The sequence below is a fragment of the Microbacterium sp. LWH11-1.2 genome, from assembly GCF_038397745.1.
In the GTDB taxonomy this organism is placed as follows: Bacteria; Actinomycetota; Actinomycetes; order Actinomycetales; family Microbacteriaceae; genus Microbacterium.
Genome location: NZ_CP151636.1, coordinates 429060 through 446757, shown reverse-complemented (window position 1 = coordinate 446757; position 17698 = coordinate 429060). Strand labels below are relative to the sequence as shown.

Below are 17698 nucleotides of genomic sequence, written 5' to 3'. Positions count from 1 at the left end.
GTCTCGAAGGACCGCACACCCGAGGAGCCCGCATGACCCGCGTCCACGCCTACGCCGCCCCCAGCGAAGCCGCCCCGCTCGAGAAGACCGTCATCGAGCGCCGTGAGCTCGGCCCGCACGATGTGCTGATCGACATCGCGTTCGCCGGCATCTGCCACTCCGACATCCACACCGTGCAGGGCGACTGGGGGCCGCAGCAGTACCCGCTCGCTCCCGGACACGAGATCACCGGCACCGTCGCGGCCGTCGGCGCCGAGGTGACGAAGCACGCCGTGGGCGACCGGGTCGGCGTGGGCTGCCTGGTGAACTCGTGCGGAGAATGCCGCAACTGCCTGCGCGGTGACGAGCAGTTCTGCACCGAGGGCGCGATCTTCACGTACGGCGCGACCGACCGCGACGGCACCGTCACCCAGGGCGGCTACTCCGAGCAGGTCGTCGTGACGGAGTCGTTCGTGCTCCGCATCCCCGACGGGTTGGCGCTCGACGTGGCAGCACCCCTGCTGTGCGCGGGCATCACGACGTACTCGCCGCTGAAGCACTGGAACGTCGGCCCCGGCACCCGTGTCGCGGTGGTGGGGCTCGGCGGACTCGGCCACATGGGGGTGCAGATCGCGCACGCCCTCGGCGCCGAGGTGACCGTGCTCTCGCAGACGCTGAGCAAGAAGGACGACGGCCTCCGGCTCGGCGCCGACGACTACCGGGCGACGAGCGATCGGCAGACCTTCCGCGAGCTGCGCAGCTCCTTCGATGTCATCCTCAACACGGTGAGCGCCGTGATCGACATGCGCTCGTACCTGAGCCTGCTCGACGTCGGCGGCACCATGGTGTGCGTCGGCGCGCCGGCGGAACCGCTGCCCGTGCAGGTCATGTCGCTGATCGGCGGTCGGCGCTCGCTGGCGGGATCGAACATCGGCGGCATCGCCGAGACCCAGGAGATGCTCGACTTCTGCGCCGCGCACGGCATCGCCGCGGAGATCGAGGTGATCCCGGCATCCGAGATCAACGCCGCCTACGAGCGGGTGCTGGCGTCCGACGTCCGCTACCGGTTCGTGATCGACGCCGCGACGTTCAGCGAGTGATGTCGGTCGTCGCGGGTAGCCTCGCCGCATGACCTCCCTCCTCGCGGGCCCCGACTCCCGCGCCCGCTGCGCGTGGGTCGGCGACGACGACGAGTACCGGCGCTATCACGACGAGGAATGGGGCACGGCGCTGCACGGCGACCGGGCCCTGTTCGAGAAGATGGCGCTGGAGGGGTTCCAGGCCGGTCTCTCGTGGATCACGATCCTGCGCAAGAGACCGCGATTCCGCGAGGTGTTCGCCGGTTTCGAGCCCGAGGTCGTCGCCGAGTTCGGCGATGAAGACATCGAGCGGCTCATGACGGATGCCGGGATCATCCGCAACCGGGCGAAGATCGAGGCCACGATCGGCAATGCGCGGATCGTCCGCGGCATGGCCGACGGCGAGCTCGACGAGCTGATGTGGTCGTTCGCGCCGCCGGCATCCGGGGTCCGTCCGGCGACGATGGCCGACGTCCCGGCCGTCACGCCGGAGTCGACCGCGTTGAGCAAGGAGCTGCGCCGCCGGGGGTTCCGGTTCGTCGGCCCCACGACCATGTACGCGCTCATGCAGTCGGCGGGAATGGTCGACGATCACCTGGCGGGCTGCTGGCGCGCCTGACGCCTGCAGGATGGGCAGATCAGCCCATCGAACGATGTTCCGGCGCGCGGTTAGGATGAACGGGTGCGTTGTGGGGCTGTCGTGCCCTGCACGGAAGTGTCGAAGTGTGTCGACCCTGGGGGGAACCGGGTATGAAGGCGTTGTCGTGGATGAGGGCGCGGCCGAAGATGCTGGCGTCTGCCGCCGGTGTCACCGTCGGCGTGATCGCCATCACGACGATGGCGCTCACGTATGAGGGCTTTCCGACCACCAAGGTCGATCTGAACGACGGCGGCGTCTGGATCACCAAGACGTCGGGCCTGCTCGTCGGGCACTTCAACCACGAGTCGACCGTCCTCGACGGAGGTCTGCGCACCGCCGGCGAGGACTACGACATCGTCCAGGACGCCGCGAACGTGCTCGTGGTCGACGAGGGAGCCTCGACCGTCACGGCGGTCGACCCGGCTCGGGTCTCGCTGGGGGACTCCGCCGGGATCCCGAGCTCCGCCAAGGTGGCGATGGGCCTTCAGACCGCCGCCATCCTCGACAAGAAGTCCGGCGACCTGTGGGTCGTTCCGGTCAAGGGCATCGCCTCGTTCGAGATCGAGGCCGCCGACCCGGTCGCAGAGCTCGGCGAGGGCGCGGACGTCGTCGTCGCCGAAGACGGCACGGTCTTCGCCCTGTCGAGCGCGAACGGCGAGGTCGTCACGGTCCCCGTCGACAACGAGGGCGAGCCCCTCGAGTCGTCCACCGCCTCGGTCGGCGCGCTCGATGCGTCGAAGCCGGTGACCATCACCGCCGTCGGTCGAACCCCGGTGGTCCTGGAGACGGCATCCGGTGCGGTGCTGACACCCGGCGGATTCCGCACCGAGATCCCCGACGCCGACGGCGCCGTGATCCAGCAGGCCTCGGCCGAGACGGATGCGGTCGCGGTAGCGACGGCATCCGCGCTGGTGCGCGTTCCGCTCGACGGCTCCGAGGTGACGACGACGGATGCCGGCGGCAAGGGCTCCCCGGCGGCTCCCGTGTGGCTGCAGGGCTGCACCTACGGCGCCTGGGGAGGCACCGGCGCGTTCGTGCGCGAGTGCGCAGGGTCGGCGAACGACGTCTCGGCCACGATCGAAGAGGCGCAGGAGTCGAAGAGCCTCGTCTTCCGTGTGAACCGCGACGTGATCATCCTGAACGACGCCGTCGGCGGCGCGGCGTGGCTGGCCAACGAGAGCCTCCAGCGCGTCGACAACTGGAACGACCTCACCCCGCCCGAGGGCGAGACCGAGAACGAGGACGACTCGACAGAGGAGACGGTCGAGACCACGCTCCCGGAGCGCAGCGAGATCAACACCGTGCCGATCGCCGAGGATGACTCGTTCGGCGTGCGGCCCGGCGCCTCGGCGCTGCTCCCGGTGATCGACAACGACAACGATCCGGACGGCGACGTCCTGGTCGCCGCGATGGCACAGGAGCAGCCGTCGATCGGCACGGTCCAGCCGATCTACAACGGCGCCTCGCTGCAGATCGCCGTCGCCGAAGACGCTTCGGGCACGTCCACCTTCCAGTACGAGGTCGACGACGGCCGCGGCGGCAAGGACACCGCGACGGTCACGCTGTCGGTGCACGACGAGGGCACGAACGGCGCACCTACGCCCAAGCGCAAGACCTCGCTCACGGTCGAGACCGGCGGCACGGTGTCGTACAACATCCTCCCGGACTGGATCGACCCCGACGGCGACGACATCTACCTCAAGGACGTCGTCGCGGCCCCCGGCGACGAGGTCGACTTCAGCACCGACGGCCAGTTGACCTATAAGGCGACGGCCAGCCTGCAGGGCCGCAAGGACATCCAGGTCACGGTCGCCGACGGCTTCGGCGAGTACGCCACGGCCACGGTCACCCTCGATGTGCGACCGCAGGGCACCACCAAGCCGAAGACGAACGCCGACCACGTGGTCACGCGTGTCGGCGAGCAGATCACGGTCGCTCCGCTGGCGAACGACACCAGCTCCGGTCGGGAGCGCCTGCGTCTCGGCCGCGTCGACGAGGTCCCGGGTGCCACCGTGCTGCCCGACATCACCAACAACACCTTCAGCTTCACCGCGCCGACCGTCGGCGTGTACTACGTGCAGTACCTCGCGACCGCCGGCCCGGAGAACGGCGAGGGACTCGTCCGCATCGACGTGACCGAGGCCGCCGAGGTGACCCTGCCGCCGGTCGCCGTGCGCGATGTGGCGCTGCTGCCCACCGGCGGCGACGCGCTCATCGGCGTGCTCAACAACGACACCGACCCGTCCGGCGGCATCCTCGTCGTGCAGTCCGTCTCGGTCGAGCCCGGCACCGGCGTCTCGGTGTCGGTGCTCAACCACGAGACTCTCCGCATCACCGACCAGGGCACCCTCGACGAGCAGGTCCGCATCGCGTATCGGATCTCCAACGGCGAGCAGTCCGCCGAGGGCGAGGTCGTCGTGGTGCCGATCCCGGCGCCCGAGGAGATCCTGCAGCCGGTCGCCAACCCCGACTCGGTGTACGTCCGCGCCGGCGATGTGGTGACGATCCCGGTGCTCGACAACGACACGCATCCGAGCGACGACGCGCTGCACCTCGCCCCCGAGCTCATCGAGCCCTTCGTCGACCCGGAGGACGGCGAGGCCTTCGTTTCGCAGGACGAGGTGCGGTTCAAGGCCGGCGACGTCGCCAAGACCGTCTACCTGACCTACGAGGCCGTGGACTCCCGCCAGCAGAAGGCCGCCGGGTACGTGACCGTGCAGATCCTGCCGATCGACGAGGAGACGAACGCGGCACCGCGGCCACGCGATCTCGTGGCCCGCACGCTCGCGGGCACCGAGACCAACATCGCCGTGCCGCTCGACGGGATCGACGCCGACGGCGACTCGGTCGAGCTCCTGGACATCGCGTCGAATCCGACGAAGGGGCGCATCACCGAGGTCGCGCAGGACTACTTCACCTACGAGGCGCTCGACGGAGCGACGGGTGTCGACGTCTTCAAGTACCGGGTGCGCGACCGTCTCGGCAAGGAGGGCACCGCCACGATCCGCGTGGGCATCGCCCCGGCCGAAGAGGTCAACCAGGCGCCGTATGCGGTGAAGGATGCCGTCGTGGTGCGTCCCGGTCGTGAGATCGCCGTGCCCGTCATGCTCAACGACTCCGACCCCGAGGGCGACAAGATCTCGCTCGTGAAGGAGGGGCTCGAGATCCCCGGCGAGCTGGAGGCCCGCGTCTCCGGAGACCGCGTGCTCGTGCAGGCGCCCGACCGCGCACTCGAGTCGTCTCTGCAGTACACGGTCAGCGACGCGCGCGGCGCGACCGCGACGGCCGTGCTGCAGGTCACGGTCGATGAGAACGTGCCGCTGCAGGCACCGGTCGCGAGAGACGACCGGCTGCGTCCCGTCGACCTCGAAGACGGCGGTCTCACCGCCGACCTCGACATCCTCGACAACGACGAGGATCCCGACGGCACGACCGAGCGCCTCGCGCTCGACGTCGGGCCCGGCGCGACGGTGCTGGAGAACGGAAAGGTGCGTGTCACCGTCACCGACGAGCTGCAGCTGATCCGGTACACGCTCACGGATCAGGACGAGCTGCAGTCCTCGGCGTTCATCTTCGTCCCGTCGCAGGACGGCCTGCGCCCGACGCTGACCTCGACCAAGCCGCTCGAGGTGAAGAGCGGCGAGACCAAGGACGTGCCGCTCGACAAGTACGTCACCGTGGCCGGTGGCGGCGACGTCGTCATCACCGAGCACGCGAAGGTCAGCGCTCTCAAGGCCGACGGCTCCGACCTCGTGAAGGACGAGCGCACACTGGTGTACACCTCGGCGCCCGGATACTTCGGTCAGGATTCGCTGACGTTCGAGGTCACCGACGGCACGGGACCCGACGACCCCGAGGGTCGCAAGGCCACGCTCAGCATCCCGATCAACGTGCTCCCGCCCGACAACCAGCCGCCGAAGTTCGTGGGCGGTCAGATGAACGTGGCCCCCGGCGAGAAGGCGAGCGTCCTCGACCTCGCCGCGCTCACGGTCGACCCCGATCCCGAGGACAAGGGCAAGCACAAGTACACGCTCGTCGGCGGCGAGGGCAAGGGGATCACCGCGAAGATCGACGGCGACAAGCTGCTCGTCGAGGCATCGTCGAACGCGAAGAAGGGCACGGCGACCACGCTGACGCTGCGCGTCAGCGACGGCGAGACCGAACCCGTCGAGGGCTCCGTCCTCGTGCAGGTCACCGCCTCGAACCGCGCGATGCCCGCTGCCAACACCGACACCGTCGCCGAAGCCGATCAGGGCAAGAGCGTCACCGTTCCGGTGCTCGCGAACGACTTCAACCCCTTCCCGGAGACGCCGCTCAAGCTGTTGACGGCGAACGTCGAGACCGGCTCCGGTCAGGTGAGCATCAAGGGAGACGACGTCGTCGCGACGCCGTCGAAGGACTTCGTCGGCACCATGGTGGTGCGCTACACGATCCAGGATGCGACGGAGGACGCCGATCGTCAGGCGACCGGCCAGGTCGTGCTCACGGTGCAGGGCGTCCCGAACGCGCCGGGCGCGCCGACCGTGACGAGCGTGCAGGACCGCACCGTGGTGGTGACATACGGCGCTCCGTCGAACAACGGGGCCGAGATCACCAAGTACACGGTGAAGTCGGTGCAGGGCGGCTCGTACTCGAAGGAGTGCCAGTCGACGACCTGCACCCTGGACGGGCTCACGAACAACGTCGAGTACGTCTTCCAGGTCACCGCGACGAACCGCGTGGGCGAGTCCGAGCCGTCCGGCTCGTCGGCCGTCGCCCGCCCGGACGCGCGTCCCGACACGCCCAACCCCCCGACCCTGAAGTTCGGCGACAAGTCGCTCCAGGTCTCCTGGACCACGCCGACGACACCGGGTTCGCCCGTCGAGCGGTACACGCTGCAGATCTCGCCCGCCCCGCCGTCCGGCATCACCCAGAAAGAGGTGACCGGCAACTCGCTCACGTGGGAGGGCCTGGAGAACGGCGGCAACTACCAGGTGCGCGTGCAGGCGCACAACCGCGCGCCCGATCCCTCCAGCTGGAGCGCATGGTCGGCATCCGAGGTGCCCGCCGGGCCCCCGCTGGCGGCCGGTGCGCCGACGACGGCGGAACTGCAGCCCGTGGGCAACCAGGCGCAGATGCAGGTCAACTGGGGGACGGTGCCGGCGAACGGCGACGCGATCGATGCGCTGCAGCTCGAGGTCTGGGAGGGGTCCAGTCTGCAGAGGACGCTGACGCCCAGTCCGGGATCCTTCAGCCAGGCGGTCGTGGTCCCGACCTCGGAGAACGGCTACACCTACCGCATCCGCGGCCACAACAAGGCCGGCTGGGGCGAGTGGAGCGCGATGTCGGCGCCACGACGCGGCGTCATCGCCCCGTCCGCCCCGTCCATCAGTGCGGTCAACGCGGGCGACGGGTTCGTGGACGTCGTGTGGTCGGCGGGCAACCGCAACGGCGCCAAGACGACCGAGGTGAGCTACCAGTACCGGCTCAACGGCGGCGGCTGGGCCGGGATGCCGGGGAACAACAGGATCGGCGGGCTGAACAACGGCACGTCCTACACGGTCGAGGTGCGCGGCGTCGCGAACGTCGACGGCGTGCAGTACGTCGGCGCGGCATCCAACGGCGTCGCGCAGACCCCGTTCGGCCCACCCCAGGCTCCGGCGGCCAACGCCAGGAACCTCGGCACGAGCGTCGAGGTCAGCTGGAACTCCGACCGCTCCTACAACGGTCGTCCGATCCAGACCACGCAGATCCGGATCGACGGCGGCGGCTGGCAGGACGTCGGGGCCAGCGGCTCCCGCACGGTGGGCAACGGGTACCAGCAGAACCACAGCATCGACGTCCGAGCGCAGGACTCGAACGGGACCTGGTCGCCGGTCGCCTCGGCATCCGCGCGCACGAGTGATCCGCCGCCGCCGCGGGCGTGGGTGACGCGCGGAACACCTGTCAGCAACGCGAACTGCAACGACGGCACCTGCGCGACGTTCCGGGTCACCACCAAGGACTTCCCGGCAGGCACCTACACGGTGACCTGCAACAGCGGAGTGACCAGGTCCTTCTCCACTTACAGATCGGTGTCCGTTCCCGCCAACGGGACATTCGACCTCGGCTGCTACCACGGCTACGGCGGCCGCACCGACGTCTGGGTCACCATCGGCGGAACCGACTACGAACGCCGGGCCTGGTAGTGCCCCGCTCGACCCATCGTCGCCCCCAGAGGAAATCGTCACCCCCAGAGGAAGCAGAACCCACATGAGCATGACCCCCGAACAGGCCGCCTGGTTCCAGGGAACCTTCACGCGCCTCGTGGACAACATCGACAAGGCCGTGCAGGGCAAGCGCGAGATCGTCGGCCTCGTGCTGGCGTCGATGCTCGCCGAGGGGCACGTCCTCCTCGAGGACGCCCCCGGAACAGGGAAGACCAGCCTCGCCAAGGCGCTGGCCGCGACCGTGCAGGGCACGAGCGCCCGCATCCAGTTCACGCCCGACCTGCTGCCGTCCGACGTCACCGGCGTCACGATCTACGACCAGCAGTCGCACCGCTTCGAGTTCCACAAGGGGCCGATCTTCGCGTCGATCGTGCTCGCCGACGAGATCAACCGCGCCTCGCCGAAGACGCAGTCCGCGCTGCTCGAGGTCATGGAGGAATCCCGGGTCACGGTCGACGGCGTCACGCACGAGACCGGACGCCCGTTCCTCGTGATCGCGACGCAGAACCCGATCGAGCAGGCCGGAACGTACAAGCTGCCCGAGGCGCAGCTCGACCGCTTCCTCATCAAGACGTCGATCGGCTACCCCGACCTCGCGGTGACCGAGAGCATCCTGGCCGGAGCATCCGATCGCAACCCGTCGGCCGGCCTGGGCGCGATCATCACGACGAGCGCGGTCGCCGACATGGCCGACCTCGCGGCATCCGTGCACGTCGAGCCCGCCGTGCTCCGCTACGTGGCGGAGCTCTCCGAGGCCACCCGCAACGACTCCGCGATCCGCCTGGGCGTCTCGGTGCGCGGCGCGATCGCCATGATCCGCATCGCGAAGGTCTGGGCGGCAGCGCACGGCCGTCACTTCGTGCTGCCCGACGACATCAAGGCCCTCGCACGGCCGGTGTGGCAGCACCGTCTGCTCCTCGACGCCGAGGCCGAGTTCGCCGGTACCAGCAGCGACACCGTGATCGCCCGCGTGCTCGACGGGATCGCCGCACCCCAGGCGCGAACGGCGGCCTGATGACCACGGAGGCACTCTCGGCGCCGGCGGCGCAGACGGATCGCGACGCCGGCTGGCGTGACGTCGCGGCCGTCATCGGCGCGCGCGTCCTGACACGTCTCCGCATCATCGCCTCGGCCATCCGTCCGCTCGCCTGGGTGCTGATGGCCCTCGCCGTCGGCTTCTGGATCCTCGGGCGCATCGCCGGCTGGTCGGAGTTCACGGTCGCCGCGATCGTCATCGCGATCACGGTGGCGCTCTGCGCCCTCTTCCTGATCGGGCGCACCGCCTACGACGTGTCGCTCGACCTCGCGCGCACGCGCGTGGTCGTGGGCGAGCGCGCGGTCGGCGCGCTGACCCTGGCCAACCGCGGCACGCGAGCCATCCTCCCGTCGCGCATCGTGCTCCCGGTCGGCTCCGGGCGCGGCGAGTTCGGCATCCAGCGTCTCGCCCCCGGCGAGGAGGCGGAGGAGCTCTTCGCGATCCCCACGCAGAAGCGCGGCGTGGTGAAGGTCGGTCCGGTCAGCGTCGTGCGCGGCGATCCGCTCGGCCTGTTCGAGCGTGCGCATCGGCGCGACGAGCCGGTCGATCTGTTCGTCCACCCGCGCACCGTGCTGTTCGACGGGCAGTCGCTCGGCTACCTGCGCGACCTCGAGGGCATGCCCGCCGCCGACCTGTCCCGCGACGACGTGTCGTTCCACGCCCTCCTCGAGTACCAGCCGGGTGACGACCTGCGCCACGTGCACTGGAAGTCCACGGCCCGCACCGGCACGATGATGGTCCGTCAGTACGAGGAGACCCGCCGGTCGCACTTCGTGATCGGCCTGTCGCGATCGAGTGGCGACTACGCCTCGGCCGACGACTTCGAGCTCGCGATCTCGGCGGCGGGTTCGATCGGCCTCCGCGCGCTCCGCGACTCGCAGCGCGTGGACATGCGCGTGCAGGGACGCGAGCTGCCCGCCGGAACCGGCAAGCAGCTGCTCGACTCGTTGTCGGCGGTCGAGAACAGCAAGCCGCGCGACGGCGGCATCGCCGAACTCGCCGGTGTCCTCTCCGCCACGATGCCGCTGGCGAGCGTCGTGGTGCTGGTGTGCGGATCGAAGGTACGCTCCGACGACCTGCGGTTGGCCTGCTCACGTCTGCCGTTCGGGGCTCGCGCGCTCGCGGTCGTCGCCGACACGTCCGCTCAGGCCCCGGCTCTGCGCCGCATCGGCGACGCCGACGTCGTCACGATCGGCGCGCTCGACCAGATCCCGCTCGCCCTGCAGAAGGTCCTCGCATGACAGCGCCAGCCACCGAACCCGCTGCGATCTCCGTGCGCCGCTGGGGCCTCGACCTCGGTGCGACCGCTCTGCTCGTCGCCGTCGCGCTCGTCGGCTTCTGGCCGACGTTCGCGGGCCCGTCGTTCATCCCCGCCGTCGTCGGCGGCATCGTCATCGGCCTCGCGATCGCGGGCGTCGCGGCCTGGCGTCGCTGGGGCATCCTCCTCATCGCCGGTCTCACCGTGGCCGCCTACTTCGTGTTCGGCGGCGCATTCGCCCTCCCGCACACCGCGATCGTCGGCGTCATCCCGACCCTCGACACGCTGCAGCGACTGGCCGTGGGAACGGTCACGGCCTGGAAGCAGCTCCTCACGACCGTGGCGCCCGTCGCCGCGGCCGACGGACATCTGATCGTCCCGTTCCTGCTGGCGCTCGTGGTCACGACCGTCACGGCATCCCTCGCCCTGCGGCTGCCGCAGGTGGCATGGGCGCTGCTGCCCGCCGGCGCGGCGCTGATGCTCGTCATCGCGCTCGGCACCCCGCAGCCGGCGTTCCCGATCGTGCAGGGTCTCGTCTTCGCGATCGTCAGCATCGCCTGGCTCGCCCTCCGTCAGATCTGGGCCCCGCAGAACATGGCCGTCTCGGTCAGCGAGGTCGATCCCTCGCGCGCCGCGCACATGCGCCTGCGTCGACTGCTCGCCGGCGTCGCGGTGCTCGCCGTGGCCGGCGGCGCGGGCGTCGCGACCAGCGCGATCGCCGCTCCGACCGAGCCCCGGCACGTGTTCCGCGACGTGATCATCCCGCCGTTCAACATCCGCGACTACCCGAGCCCGCTCCAGGCGTTCCGCAAGAACGTGCGCGACGAGGTCGACGAGACGCTCTTCACGGTGCAGGGGCTCCCCAAGGGAGCGCGCATCCGCACCGCCGTCATGGACCAGTACGACGGCATGGTCTACAACGTCACCGACGGCGGACCGACCTCTTCGAGTGCCTTCTCGCCGCTGCGCTCCAACATGTCCCCGGACGCCGAGGGCGTGCCCGTGACGCTCAACATCGCGGTCGACGACTACGACGCCGTGTGGATGCCGACGGCCGGGGTGCTGTCCGAGATCCGCTTCACCGGCGACCGCGCCGAGGAGCTGCGCCGCGGAACCTACGTCAACACCGCGACCGGGACCGCCGTCGCGACCCCGAAGCTGCGCAAGGGCGACGAGTACTCGGTCGACGCCGTCATCCCGAACATGCCCGATGACGACCGGCTGGCCGACGTGGACTTCGGAACGGTCACGCTGCCGAAGCAGAGCAACGTGCCGGAGGAGCTCACCGCGCTCGCGGCGGAGACGGTGTCGAGCGCGGAGTCGCCGATCGAGCAGGTGCGCGCGCTCGAGACCTTCCTCGCGGAGGGCGGCTTCTTCAGTCACGGGCTCGAGGGCGAGGTGCTGTCCCGCGCTGGCCACACGTCCGAACGCATCACCACGCTCATCGGCGGCGACCAGATGATCGGCGACGACGAGCAGTACGCCGTCGCCATGGCGCTCCTCGCCGGTGAGATCGGCATCCCCGTCCGCGTCGTCATGGGCTACTACCCCGACGACGAGCAGGACGGCGAGCCCGTCTTCACCGCGACCGGCGACAACGTGCACGCCTGGGTCGAGGTCAACTTCAAGGGGTTCGGCTGGCTTCCGTTCAATCCGACGCCGCCCGAGGACCAGGTCCCCAACGACCAGAACACCAAGCCGCGCGTCGACCCGAAGCCGCAGGTGCTGCAGCCGCCGCCTCCTCCGCAGGAGCCCGTCGACCTGCCCCCGACACTGCCGGATGACCGCGAGTCGGAGGATGAGAACCTCAACCTCGCCGGCATCATCGGCGCGATTCTGCTGATCGGCGGGATCTCGCTCGGGATCATCGCGCTGCTGATGTCGCCGTTCATCGTGATCGGGGCGTGGAAGGCCGCCAAGCGCCGCTCGCGCCGCGCCGCCGCTCGCACCGCCGACCGGATCAGCGGCGGTTGGGACGAGCTCACGGACCGCGCCGTCGACTACGGCGCACGCCTGACACCGGGCGGGACGCGGCCGGAGGAGGCCGCCGCCGTGGTGGCGACGCTCGCCGTGCCGCGTGTCGCGGACCTCGCGCACCGTGCCGACGCCGACGTCTTCGGACCCACCGACCCGACGCCCGAGGACGTCGAGGCGTTCTGGAGCGAGGTCGACACGATCGTCGGCGGCCTGGGGGAGGACGCCGGGTTCTGGAAGCGCACGAAGGCCCGGCTGAGCCTCCGGTCGCTGCTGGGCGGCAGTGCCCTCTCGACCGGTCTCCAGGGACTCCGTGAGGCGGCGACCGCGCGCGTGCGGCGCGAACCTGGCACGATCGAGAGCAGCAGCACCAGCACGCCCGCCGCACCCGAGAGCGAGACACCATGACGCAGCCCGCGTTCGCACAGATCGCGCCGATCTCCCGCCGCGCGATCGGCTATCTCATCGACGCGCTCATCGCGGCAGGCCTCTCCGTGGTGCTCGGCGGCGCGCTGCTCATCACCGCCAGCCTCGCGGGCGGCCTCGAGGGCATGCTGACCACGCTGCTCATCGGCGGACCGATCGTCTCGCTGCTGCTGCTCGGCTGGTTCGTCGTCTACACGCTCATGCAGGCGGGCAACGGATCCATCGGCATGCGCGCGCAGGGTCTGCGCCTCGTCTCCGCCAAGGATCAGGGCCCGCTGGGCTTCGGTCGCACGCTGCTGCGCAACATCATCTTCGGCCTGGCCGGCTCGATCGTGGTGGGCTACTTCACGCCGCTGTTCGACGGGTCCGGCCGCTTCCAGGGCTGGCACGACAAGGTCGCCGGCTCCCTGATGCTCGATGCACGAGCATCGGCACCGACCGCTGGCTCCGCTGCCGCTGCCATCGCGCCCGGGCTCTCGGCGGAGCCGCCGCGCCCCGCCGCCCCGGCGATCCCCGGCATCCCGCATCCGACGGCGCAGCCCGTGACACCGGCTCCCGCGCAGCCGGTGGTCGCCCCGTCGCTTCCCGCGGCGCCGGCGTTCCCCGTGCAGCCCGTGATCCCGGCGTCGGTGTCGCGTCCTGCGGCCCCGGCATCCGATGACGGCTCGCTGATCGCCTTCGTCCCGGGCATCACCCAGGATGCTCCGCCGCCTCGCGTGACGCCCGCCCCGCAGCCGGAGGCCGTGTCCGAGCTCGACGCGACCGTGCAGGGCTACTCCCCGGCGCGACCCGTCGCACCGCCGGCTCCCGCGGTGCCGCCCGCAGCCGCACCGCCCGTGCCGCCGGCCCCGTCCGTGGCGGAGGTCCCGCCGGCACCGCCCGCGCCCGTCGTGCCGCCCGTGCCCGCGCCCGCGCTCGTCGCCGAGCCCGAGGACATCGAGGACACCCGGATCAGCATCCCCGGGCACCGTCTCGTGTTCACCTGGGACGACGGGACCCGCGTCTCGGTGTCGCGGCGCACGATCTTCGGTCGGAACCCCGCAGCCGAGGACGGCGCGGTCGTCGTGCCCGTGCGCGACGAGACCCTCTCGCTCTCGAAGACGCATTTCGAGGCGGCGGCGGAGTCGTCCGGCGGCTGGGTGCTGGATCGGCACTCCACGAACGGGATGACGCTCGTCCGCGACGGGCAGCGGATCGCGTGCCCCGCCGGACAGCGCGTCCCGGTGCGCCTGGGCGACGCCATCGAGATCGGCGACCGCATCGTCACGATCGGCGGCTACGCGTGAGGCCCGCGCTCATCGTCTCGACGGGGTCGGCGACGCACCCCGGTCTTCGCCGAGCCCTGAACGAGGACGCGCACCTCGCGAGCGCCCCGGTGTTCGTGGTCGCCGACGGCATGGGCGGTCACGAGGCGGGGGAGCGCGCGAGCGCGGCGGTCATCGCGGAGTTCTCGAGCTCCGTCGGACGCGCGTCGCTCGAGCTCGACGACGTGCGGCTGGCCCTGTCACGGGCCAGGGCGAGCGTCGAGGAGCTGTCGACCTCGGGCAACGGCCGCGCCGGCACCACGCTCAGCGGCGTCGTGATCGCCTCGGTCGACGGCATGGGCTACTGGCTGGCCGTCAACATCGGCGACTCGCGCACCTATCGCCTGGCCGACGGAGAGCTCGAGCAGATCAGCGTGGACCACTCGGTCGTGCAGGAGCTGATCGAGGCGGGCGAGATCACCGTCGAGGATGCCGCGACCGATCGGCGGCGCAACATCATCACCCGGGCCATCGGGGCCAGCAGCACGGGAGACGCCGACTACTGGCTGTTCCCCGCCGAGCTCGGCGACCGGATCATGGTCTGCTCCGACGGGCTCACGTCCGAGGTCTCCGACGCCCGGATCCGCGAGGTGCTGCAGAACACCCCCGACCCGCAGAAGGCGGCCGACATGCTCGTCGACGACGCCGTCACCGCCGGAGGCAGGGACAACATCACCGTGGTCGTCGTGGATGCGGTCTCGGTCGCCTCGCGACCGGGGACGCTCCTGGAGACGGACTCGGACATCGACATGGACACGCGTCCGCGTGAGGCCGCAGCAGGAGGGGTTCGCTGATGCAGACGATCTACCGACCGGGACAGTGGTACCTGATCGTGATGCCGGGCGCCCTCGTGGCGCTGCCGCCGGATGTGCCGGGAGATGTCGTGGCGCGGCTGTGGGAGCGGATGCCGGAGAGCAAGACGCTCGCGACGGTCGTCGACGTCCTCACCGCGCGTGCCGGCGGGGACTTCACCTCGCTTCCTCCGTTCGTGGCCGCCGTGGCCGAAGGGACCGACATCCGCATCGCGCTGCGCGGTGGCGTCAGCGCCCGCGTGAGCTCGGGCACCGAGTCGCGCGAGTTCTCCGGCGCCGAGGTCACGACGTGGAGCGAGCGCTTCGTGGGCGGCGCATCGCGCGTCGAGGTCACGGTCGAGGCCGTGGAGAGCGAGGCCGCGCTTCCCGTGCAGAGCGGCGTCGTGCGCGCCGCGGCCGTGAGCGCGGAGCTCGAGTCCGGCGACGACCGTCCGCTCACGGGCGTCCTCGGACCGGTCCCGATCATCGAGATCGAGGAGGCGGGCGCGTCCGCCGCCGCCCTGACCGGCACCCCGGGTCCGTCGATCGCGAACTTCGCCGCGGCCGTTCCGGCGGCGGCATCCGTCGACTCCGCGCCGGACGCGCTCCCCGCGCCCGCGCCGATCGACGTCGAGCCCCTGGTGACGGATGCTCCGCCCGCACCCGTCGAGGCGGAGTCGCCGGTCGAGGAAGAGGCCGAGTCAGAGCCGGATGCCGAGGCAGAGCCGGTCGTGGAGGGTGTCCCCGAGGCACCCGGCGACGAGCCGAGCGAGCCGGTCGCCGAGCCGGAAGCGGCACCGGCGGTCGACGGCGCCACGATCGTGCCGACCGAGGTCACGCTCGCGCCGTCCACCGAGGACTTCGACCAGCTCTGGGGTGCCACGGTGCACTCCGCGCCGGCCGCCGCAGCCCCGGTGATCCCGGCCGCGATCCAGGGCGACCACGACGGGGCGACCATCTCCGCGGCGGAGCTGCGAGCCATGCGTCAGCAGCCTCCGGTCGCCGACGACGTGGCGACCGCGGTGATCCCGGTGGAGAGCGTCGCGGCAGGGGCGACCGGTCGGATCCGCGTGTCCACGGGCCAGGTCGTCGCGCTCGATCGCACGGTCATCATCGGTCGCCGTCCGCGCTCGACGCGGGCCAGCGGCGCGAACCTCCCGCATCTCATCGCCGTCGAGAGCCCGCAGCAGGACATCTCCCGCAGCCACCTCGAGATCAGGCCGGAGGGCGACACCGTCGTCGTCATCGACCTGCACACCACGAACGGGTCGACCCTGCTGCGGCCCGGCGCCGACCCGATCCGCCTGCACCCCGGGGAGCAGACGCTCGTGCTGTCCGGCGACGTGGTGGATCTCGGCGACGGCGTGAAAGTCGCGTTCGAGGACCTGCCGTGAGTCGTCCTCCCTCTCCACCTCCCCAGCTCCCCGGGTTCCGCTACCTCGAACCGCTCGGCACGGGCGGCTTCGCCGACGTCTTCCTGTACGAGCAGGAGATGCCGCGTCGCCAGGTGGCGGTCAAGGTGCTGCTCGCCGATCGGATCTCGAGCGGCGCCGCGCAGGAGTTCGCCGATGAGGCGAACGTCATGGCGATGCTGTCGACGCATCCCGCGATCGTCACGATCTATCAGGCGGGCGTCGCGGGCGACGGTCGGCCGTACCTCGTCATGGAGTACTGCCCCCGGCCGAACCTCCAGCTGCGCGCGCGCCGCGAGTCGTTCTCGGTGGCCGAGGCGCTGCGCGTCGGCGTGCAGGTCGCCGGTGCGGTCGAGACCGCGCACCGCGCCGGCGTGCTGCACCGCGACATCAAGCCGGCCAACATCCTCGTCACGGCGTACAACCGACCGGCGCTGACCGACTTCGGCATCGCCTCGACGACCGGCGCCACCGGCGAGGCATCCGGCATGTCGATCCCGTGGTCGCCGCCCGAGTCGTTCGCCGAGTCGCCGTCGAGCGGCCCGCGCACCGACGTGTGGGCTCTCGGCGCGACGATCTACACCCTGCTCGCCGGACGCTCGCCCTTCGAGCGGCCCGGTGAGCGCAACTCCAGCGCCGACCTCATCGAGCGGATCGAGCGCGCGGCCCTCACGTCGCTCGGGCGTCCGGACTCCCCGGAGAGCCTGCAGCGCGTGCTCGAGCGCGCGATGGCGAAGAACCCCGATGACCGCTACCCCAGCGCGGTCGCCTTCGCGCGCGCGCTGCAGAAGGTGCAGATCGAGCTCTCGCACTCGGTGACGCCGATCGACATCGTCGACGACCACCCGACCGCGGAGGATCTGGACGACGACGGCGACGGTCTCACCCGCGTGCGGGAGATCGTCAGCATCGATCCGGATGTCGCAGCCTTCACGCGCCCCTCCGCGGCCACGCAGCCGAAGAGCGCCCTGCCGGGCCTTCCCGAGGTGCCGCGCTTCGACTCGCCGCCCCGGGTGGACGCCGTCGACGAGGCGACCCAGATGCGGGTCCCGACCGCGAGCGCGCAGCCCGAGCCGGACGATCGGACGATCGCCCGCCCGCCGATGGTGGTCGCGCCGCTGCCCGCGGCATCCGCTGCCCCGGCGCCGCAGGCTGCCGCTCCCGCCGCTCCCGTCGGCGATGCTCCGACCCCGGCGACGCCGCGCAGTCGGCGCGGACTGTGGATCGCGCTGTCGGCCGCCGCCGCCGTCCTGGTCGTCGTGGGGACCATCGTCGGACTGAACGTGCTGGTCGCCGGCATCGAGACTCCGGTGGAGACGACGGAGACCGCCGAGCCGCAGGACGTCGTGTCGGACTTCGTCCCGAAGGTCGCGGAGCTGAGCGGCACGCGTCAGGGCGATCTCATCGCGTTCACGTGGGTCAACAAGGATCCGCAGGACGGCGACACGTTCATCTGGAGCCTCGTCGACGTCTCCGGTCAGGTCGATCCGCAGCAGTCCGAGACGCCGGCCGCACAGGTGCCGGCGACCGCGGGTACGGTCTGCATCGACGTCATGCTGCGCCGCGACGACGGACGGGTGTCCGAGCCGGCGCGGGGGTGCGTCGACTGAC

The 17698-nt window shown here is 71.0% G+C and carries 10 protein-coding genes; all 10 read left to right on the top strand.

The features are described 5' to 3' along the window. Window positions 1-32: 32 nt before the first annotated feature. The 10 genes from MRBLWH11_RS02070 (at window position 33) to MRBLWH11_RS02025 (ending at window position 17697) form a co-directional block, all read left to right on the top strand. Window positions 33-1079, top strand: a complete 1047-nt coding sequence (locus MRBLWH11_RS02070; protein ID WP_116634126.1) for an NAD(P)-dependent alcohol dehydrogenase — start codon at window positions 33-35, stop codon at window positions 1077-1079. A gap of 28 nt (window positions 1080-1107) precedes the next feature. Beyond that, on the top strand, window positions 1108-1677 hold the full coding sequence (locus tag MRBLWH11_RS02065) for a DNA-3-methyladenine glycosylase I (RefSeq protein ID WP_341946489.1): 570 nt from the start codon (window positions 1108-1110) through the stop codon (window positions 1675-1677). A 149-nt stretch (window positions 1678-1826) separates the two neighbouring features. Beyond that, window positions 1827-7865: an Ig-like domain-containing protein gene (locus tag MRBLWH11_RS02060; RefSeq protein WP_341946488.1), complete on the top strand. Its 6039-nt coding sequence runs from the start codon at window positions 1827-1829 to the stop codon at window positions 7863-7865. Between the two features lie 64 nt (window positions 7866-7929). Then, window positions 7930-8901: a MoxR family ATPase gene (locus MRBLWH11_RS02055; RefSeq protein ID WP_116634129.1), complete on the top strand. Its 972-nt coding sequence runs from the start codon at window positions 7930-7932 to the stop codon at window positions 8899-8901. Continuing rightward, a complete protein-coding gene (locus tag MRBLWH11_RS02050) occupies window positions 8901-10163 on the top strand; it encodes a DUF58 domain-containing protein (protein WP_116634130.1) in 1263 nt (420 codons plus the stop codon). The genes MRBLWH11_RS02055 and MRBLWH11_RS02050 overlap by 1 nt, the downstream gene beginning before the upstream one ends. Next, window positions 10160-12562 (top strand): transglutaminaseTgpA domain-containing protein, encoded by a 2403-nt coding sequence (locus MRBLWH11_RS02045; protein ID WP_341946487.1) that lies wholly within the window; start codon window positions 10160-10162, stop codon window positions 12560-12562. The genes MRBLWH11_RS02050 and MRBLWH11_RS02045 overlap by 4 nt, the downstream gene beginning before the upstream one ends. Beyond that, window positions 12559-13866 carry an RDD family protein gene (locus tag MRBLWH11_RS02040; RefSeq protein WP_341946486.1) on the top strand — a complete coding sequence of 436 codons (1308 nt, stop codon included), beginning with the start codon at window positions 12559-12561 and terminating at the stop codon, window positions 13864-13866. The genes MRBLWH11_RS02045 and MRBLWH11_RS02040 overlap by 4 nt, the downstream gene beginning before the upstream one ends. Beyond that, entirely contained in the window at window positions 13863-14678 is an 816-nt protein-coding gene (locus MRBLWH11_RS02035; protein WP_116634133.1) for a protein phosphatase 2C domain-containing protein, read from the top strand. The genes MRBLWH11_RS02040 and MRBLWH11_RS02035 overlap by 4 nt, the downstream gene beginning before the upstream one ends. Then, complete coding sequence (locus MRBLWH11_RS02030) at window positions 14678-16069, top strand: FHA domain-containing protein (protein ID WP_341946485.1); 1392 nt, start codon at window positions 14678-14680, stop codon at window positions 16067-16069. Before MRBLWH11_RS02035 ends, MRBLWH11_RS02030 begins: the two co-directional genes overlap by 1 nt. Further along, window positions 16066-17697, top strand: a complete 1632-nt coding sequence (locus MRBLWH11_RS02025; protein ID WP_341946484.1) for a serine/threonine-protein kinase — start codon at window positions 16066-16068, stop codon at window positions 17695-17697. The genes MRBLWH11_RS02030 and MRBLWH11_RS02025 overlap by 4 nt, the downstream gene beginning before the upstream one ends. Window position 17698 lies beyond the last annotated feature (1 nt).

What these genes read in the sequence shown, in the direction of transcription:
- MRBLWH11_RS02070 (WP_116634126.1), top strand. Translation starts at nt 33, where the DNA reads ATGACCCGCGTCCACGCCTACGCCGCCCCCAGCGAAGCCGCCCCGCTC.
- MRBLWH11_RS02065 (WP_341946489.1), top strand. Translation starts at nt 1,108, where the DNA reads ATGACCTCCCTCCTCGCGGGCCCCGACTCCCGCGCCCGCTGCGCGTGG.
- MRBLWH11_RS02060 (WP_341946488.1), top strand. Translation starts at nt 1,827, where the DNA reads ATGAGGGCGCGGCCGAAGATGCTGGCGTCTGCCGCCGGTGTCACCGTC.
- MRBLWH11_RS02055 (WP_116634129.1), top strand. Translation starts at nt 7,930, where the DNA reads ATGAGCATGACCCCCGAACAGGCCGCCTGGTTCCAGGGAACCTTCACG.
- MRBLWH11_RS02050 (WP_116634130.1), top strand. Translation starts at nt 8,901, where the DNA reads ATGACCACGGAGGCACTCTCGGCGCCGGCGGCGCAGACGGATCGCGAC.
- MRBLWH11_RS02045 (WP_341946487.1), top strand. Translation starts at nt 10,160, where the DNA reads ATGACAGCGCCAGCCACCGAACCCGCTGCGATCTCCGTGCGCCGCTGG.
- MRBLWH11_RS02040 (WP_341946486.1), top strand. Translation starts at nt 12,559, where the DNA reads ATGACGCAGCCCGCGTTCGCACAGATCGCGCCGATCTCCCGCCGCGCG.
- MRBLWH11_RS02030 (WP_341946485.1), top strand. Translation starts at nt 14,678, where the DNA reads ATGCAGACGATCTACCGACCGGGACAGTGGTACCTGATCGTGATGCCG.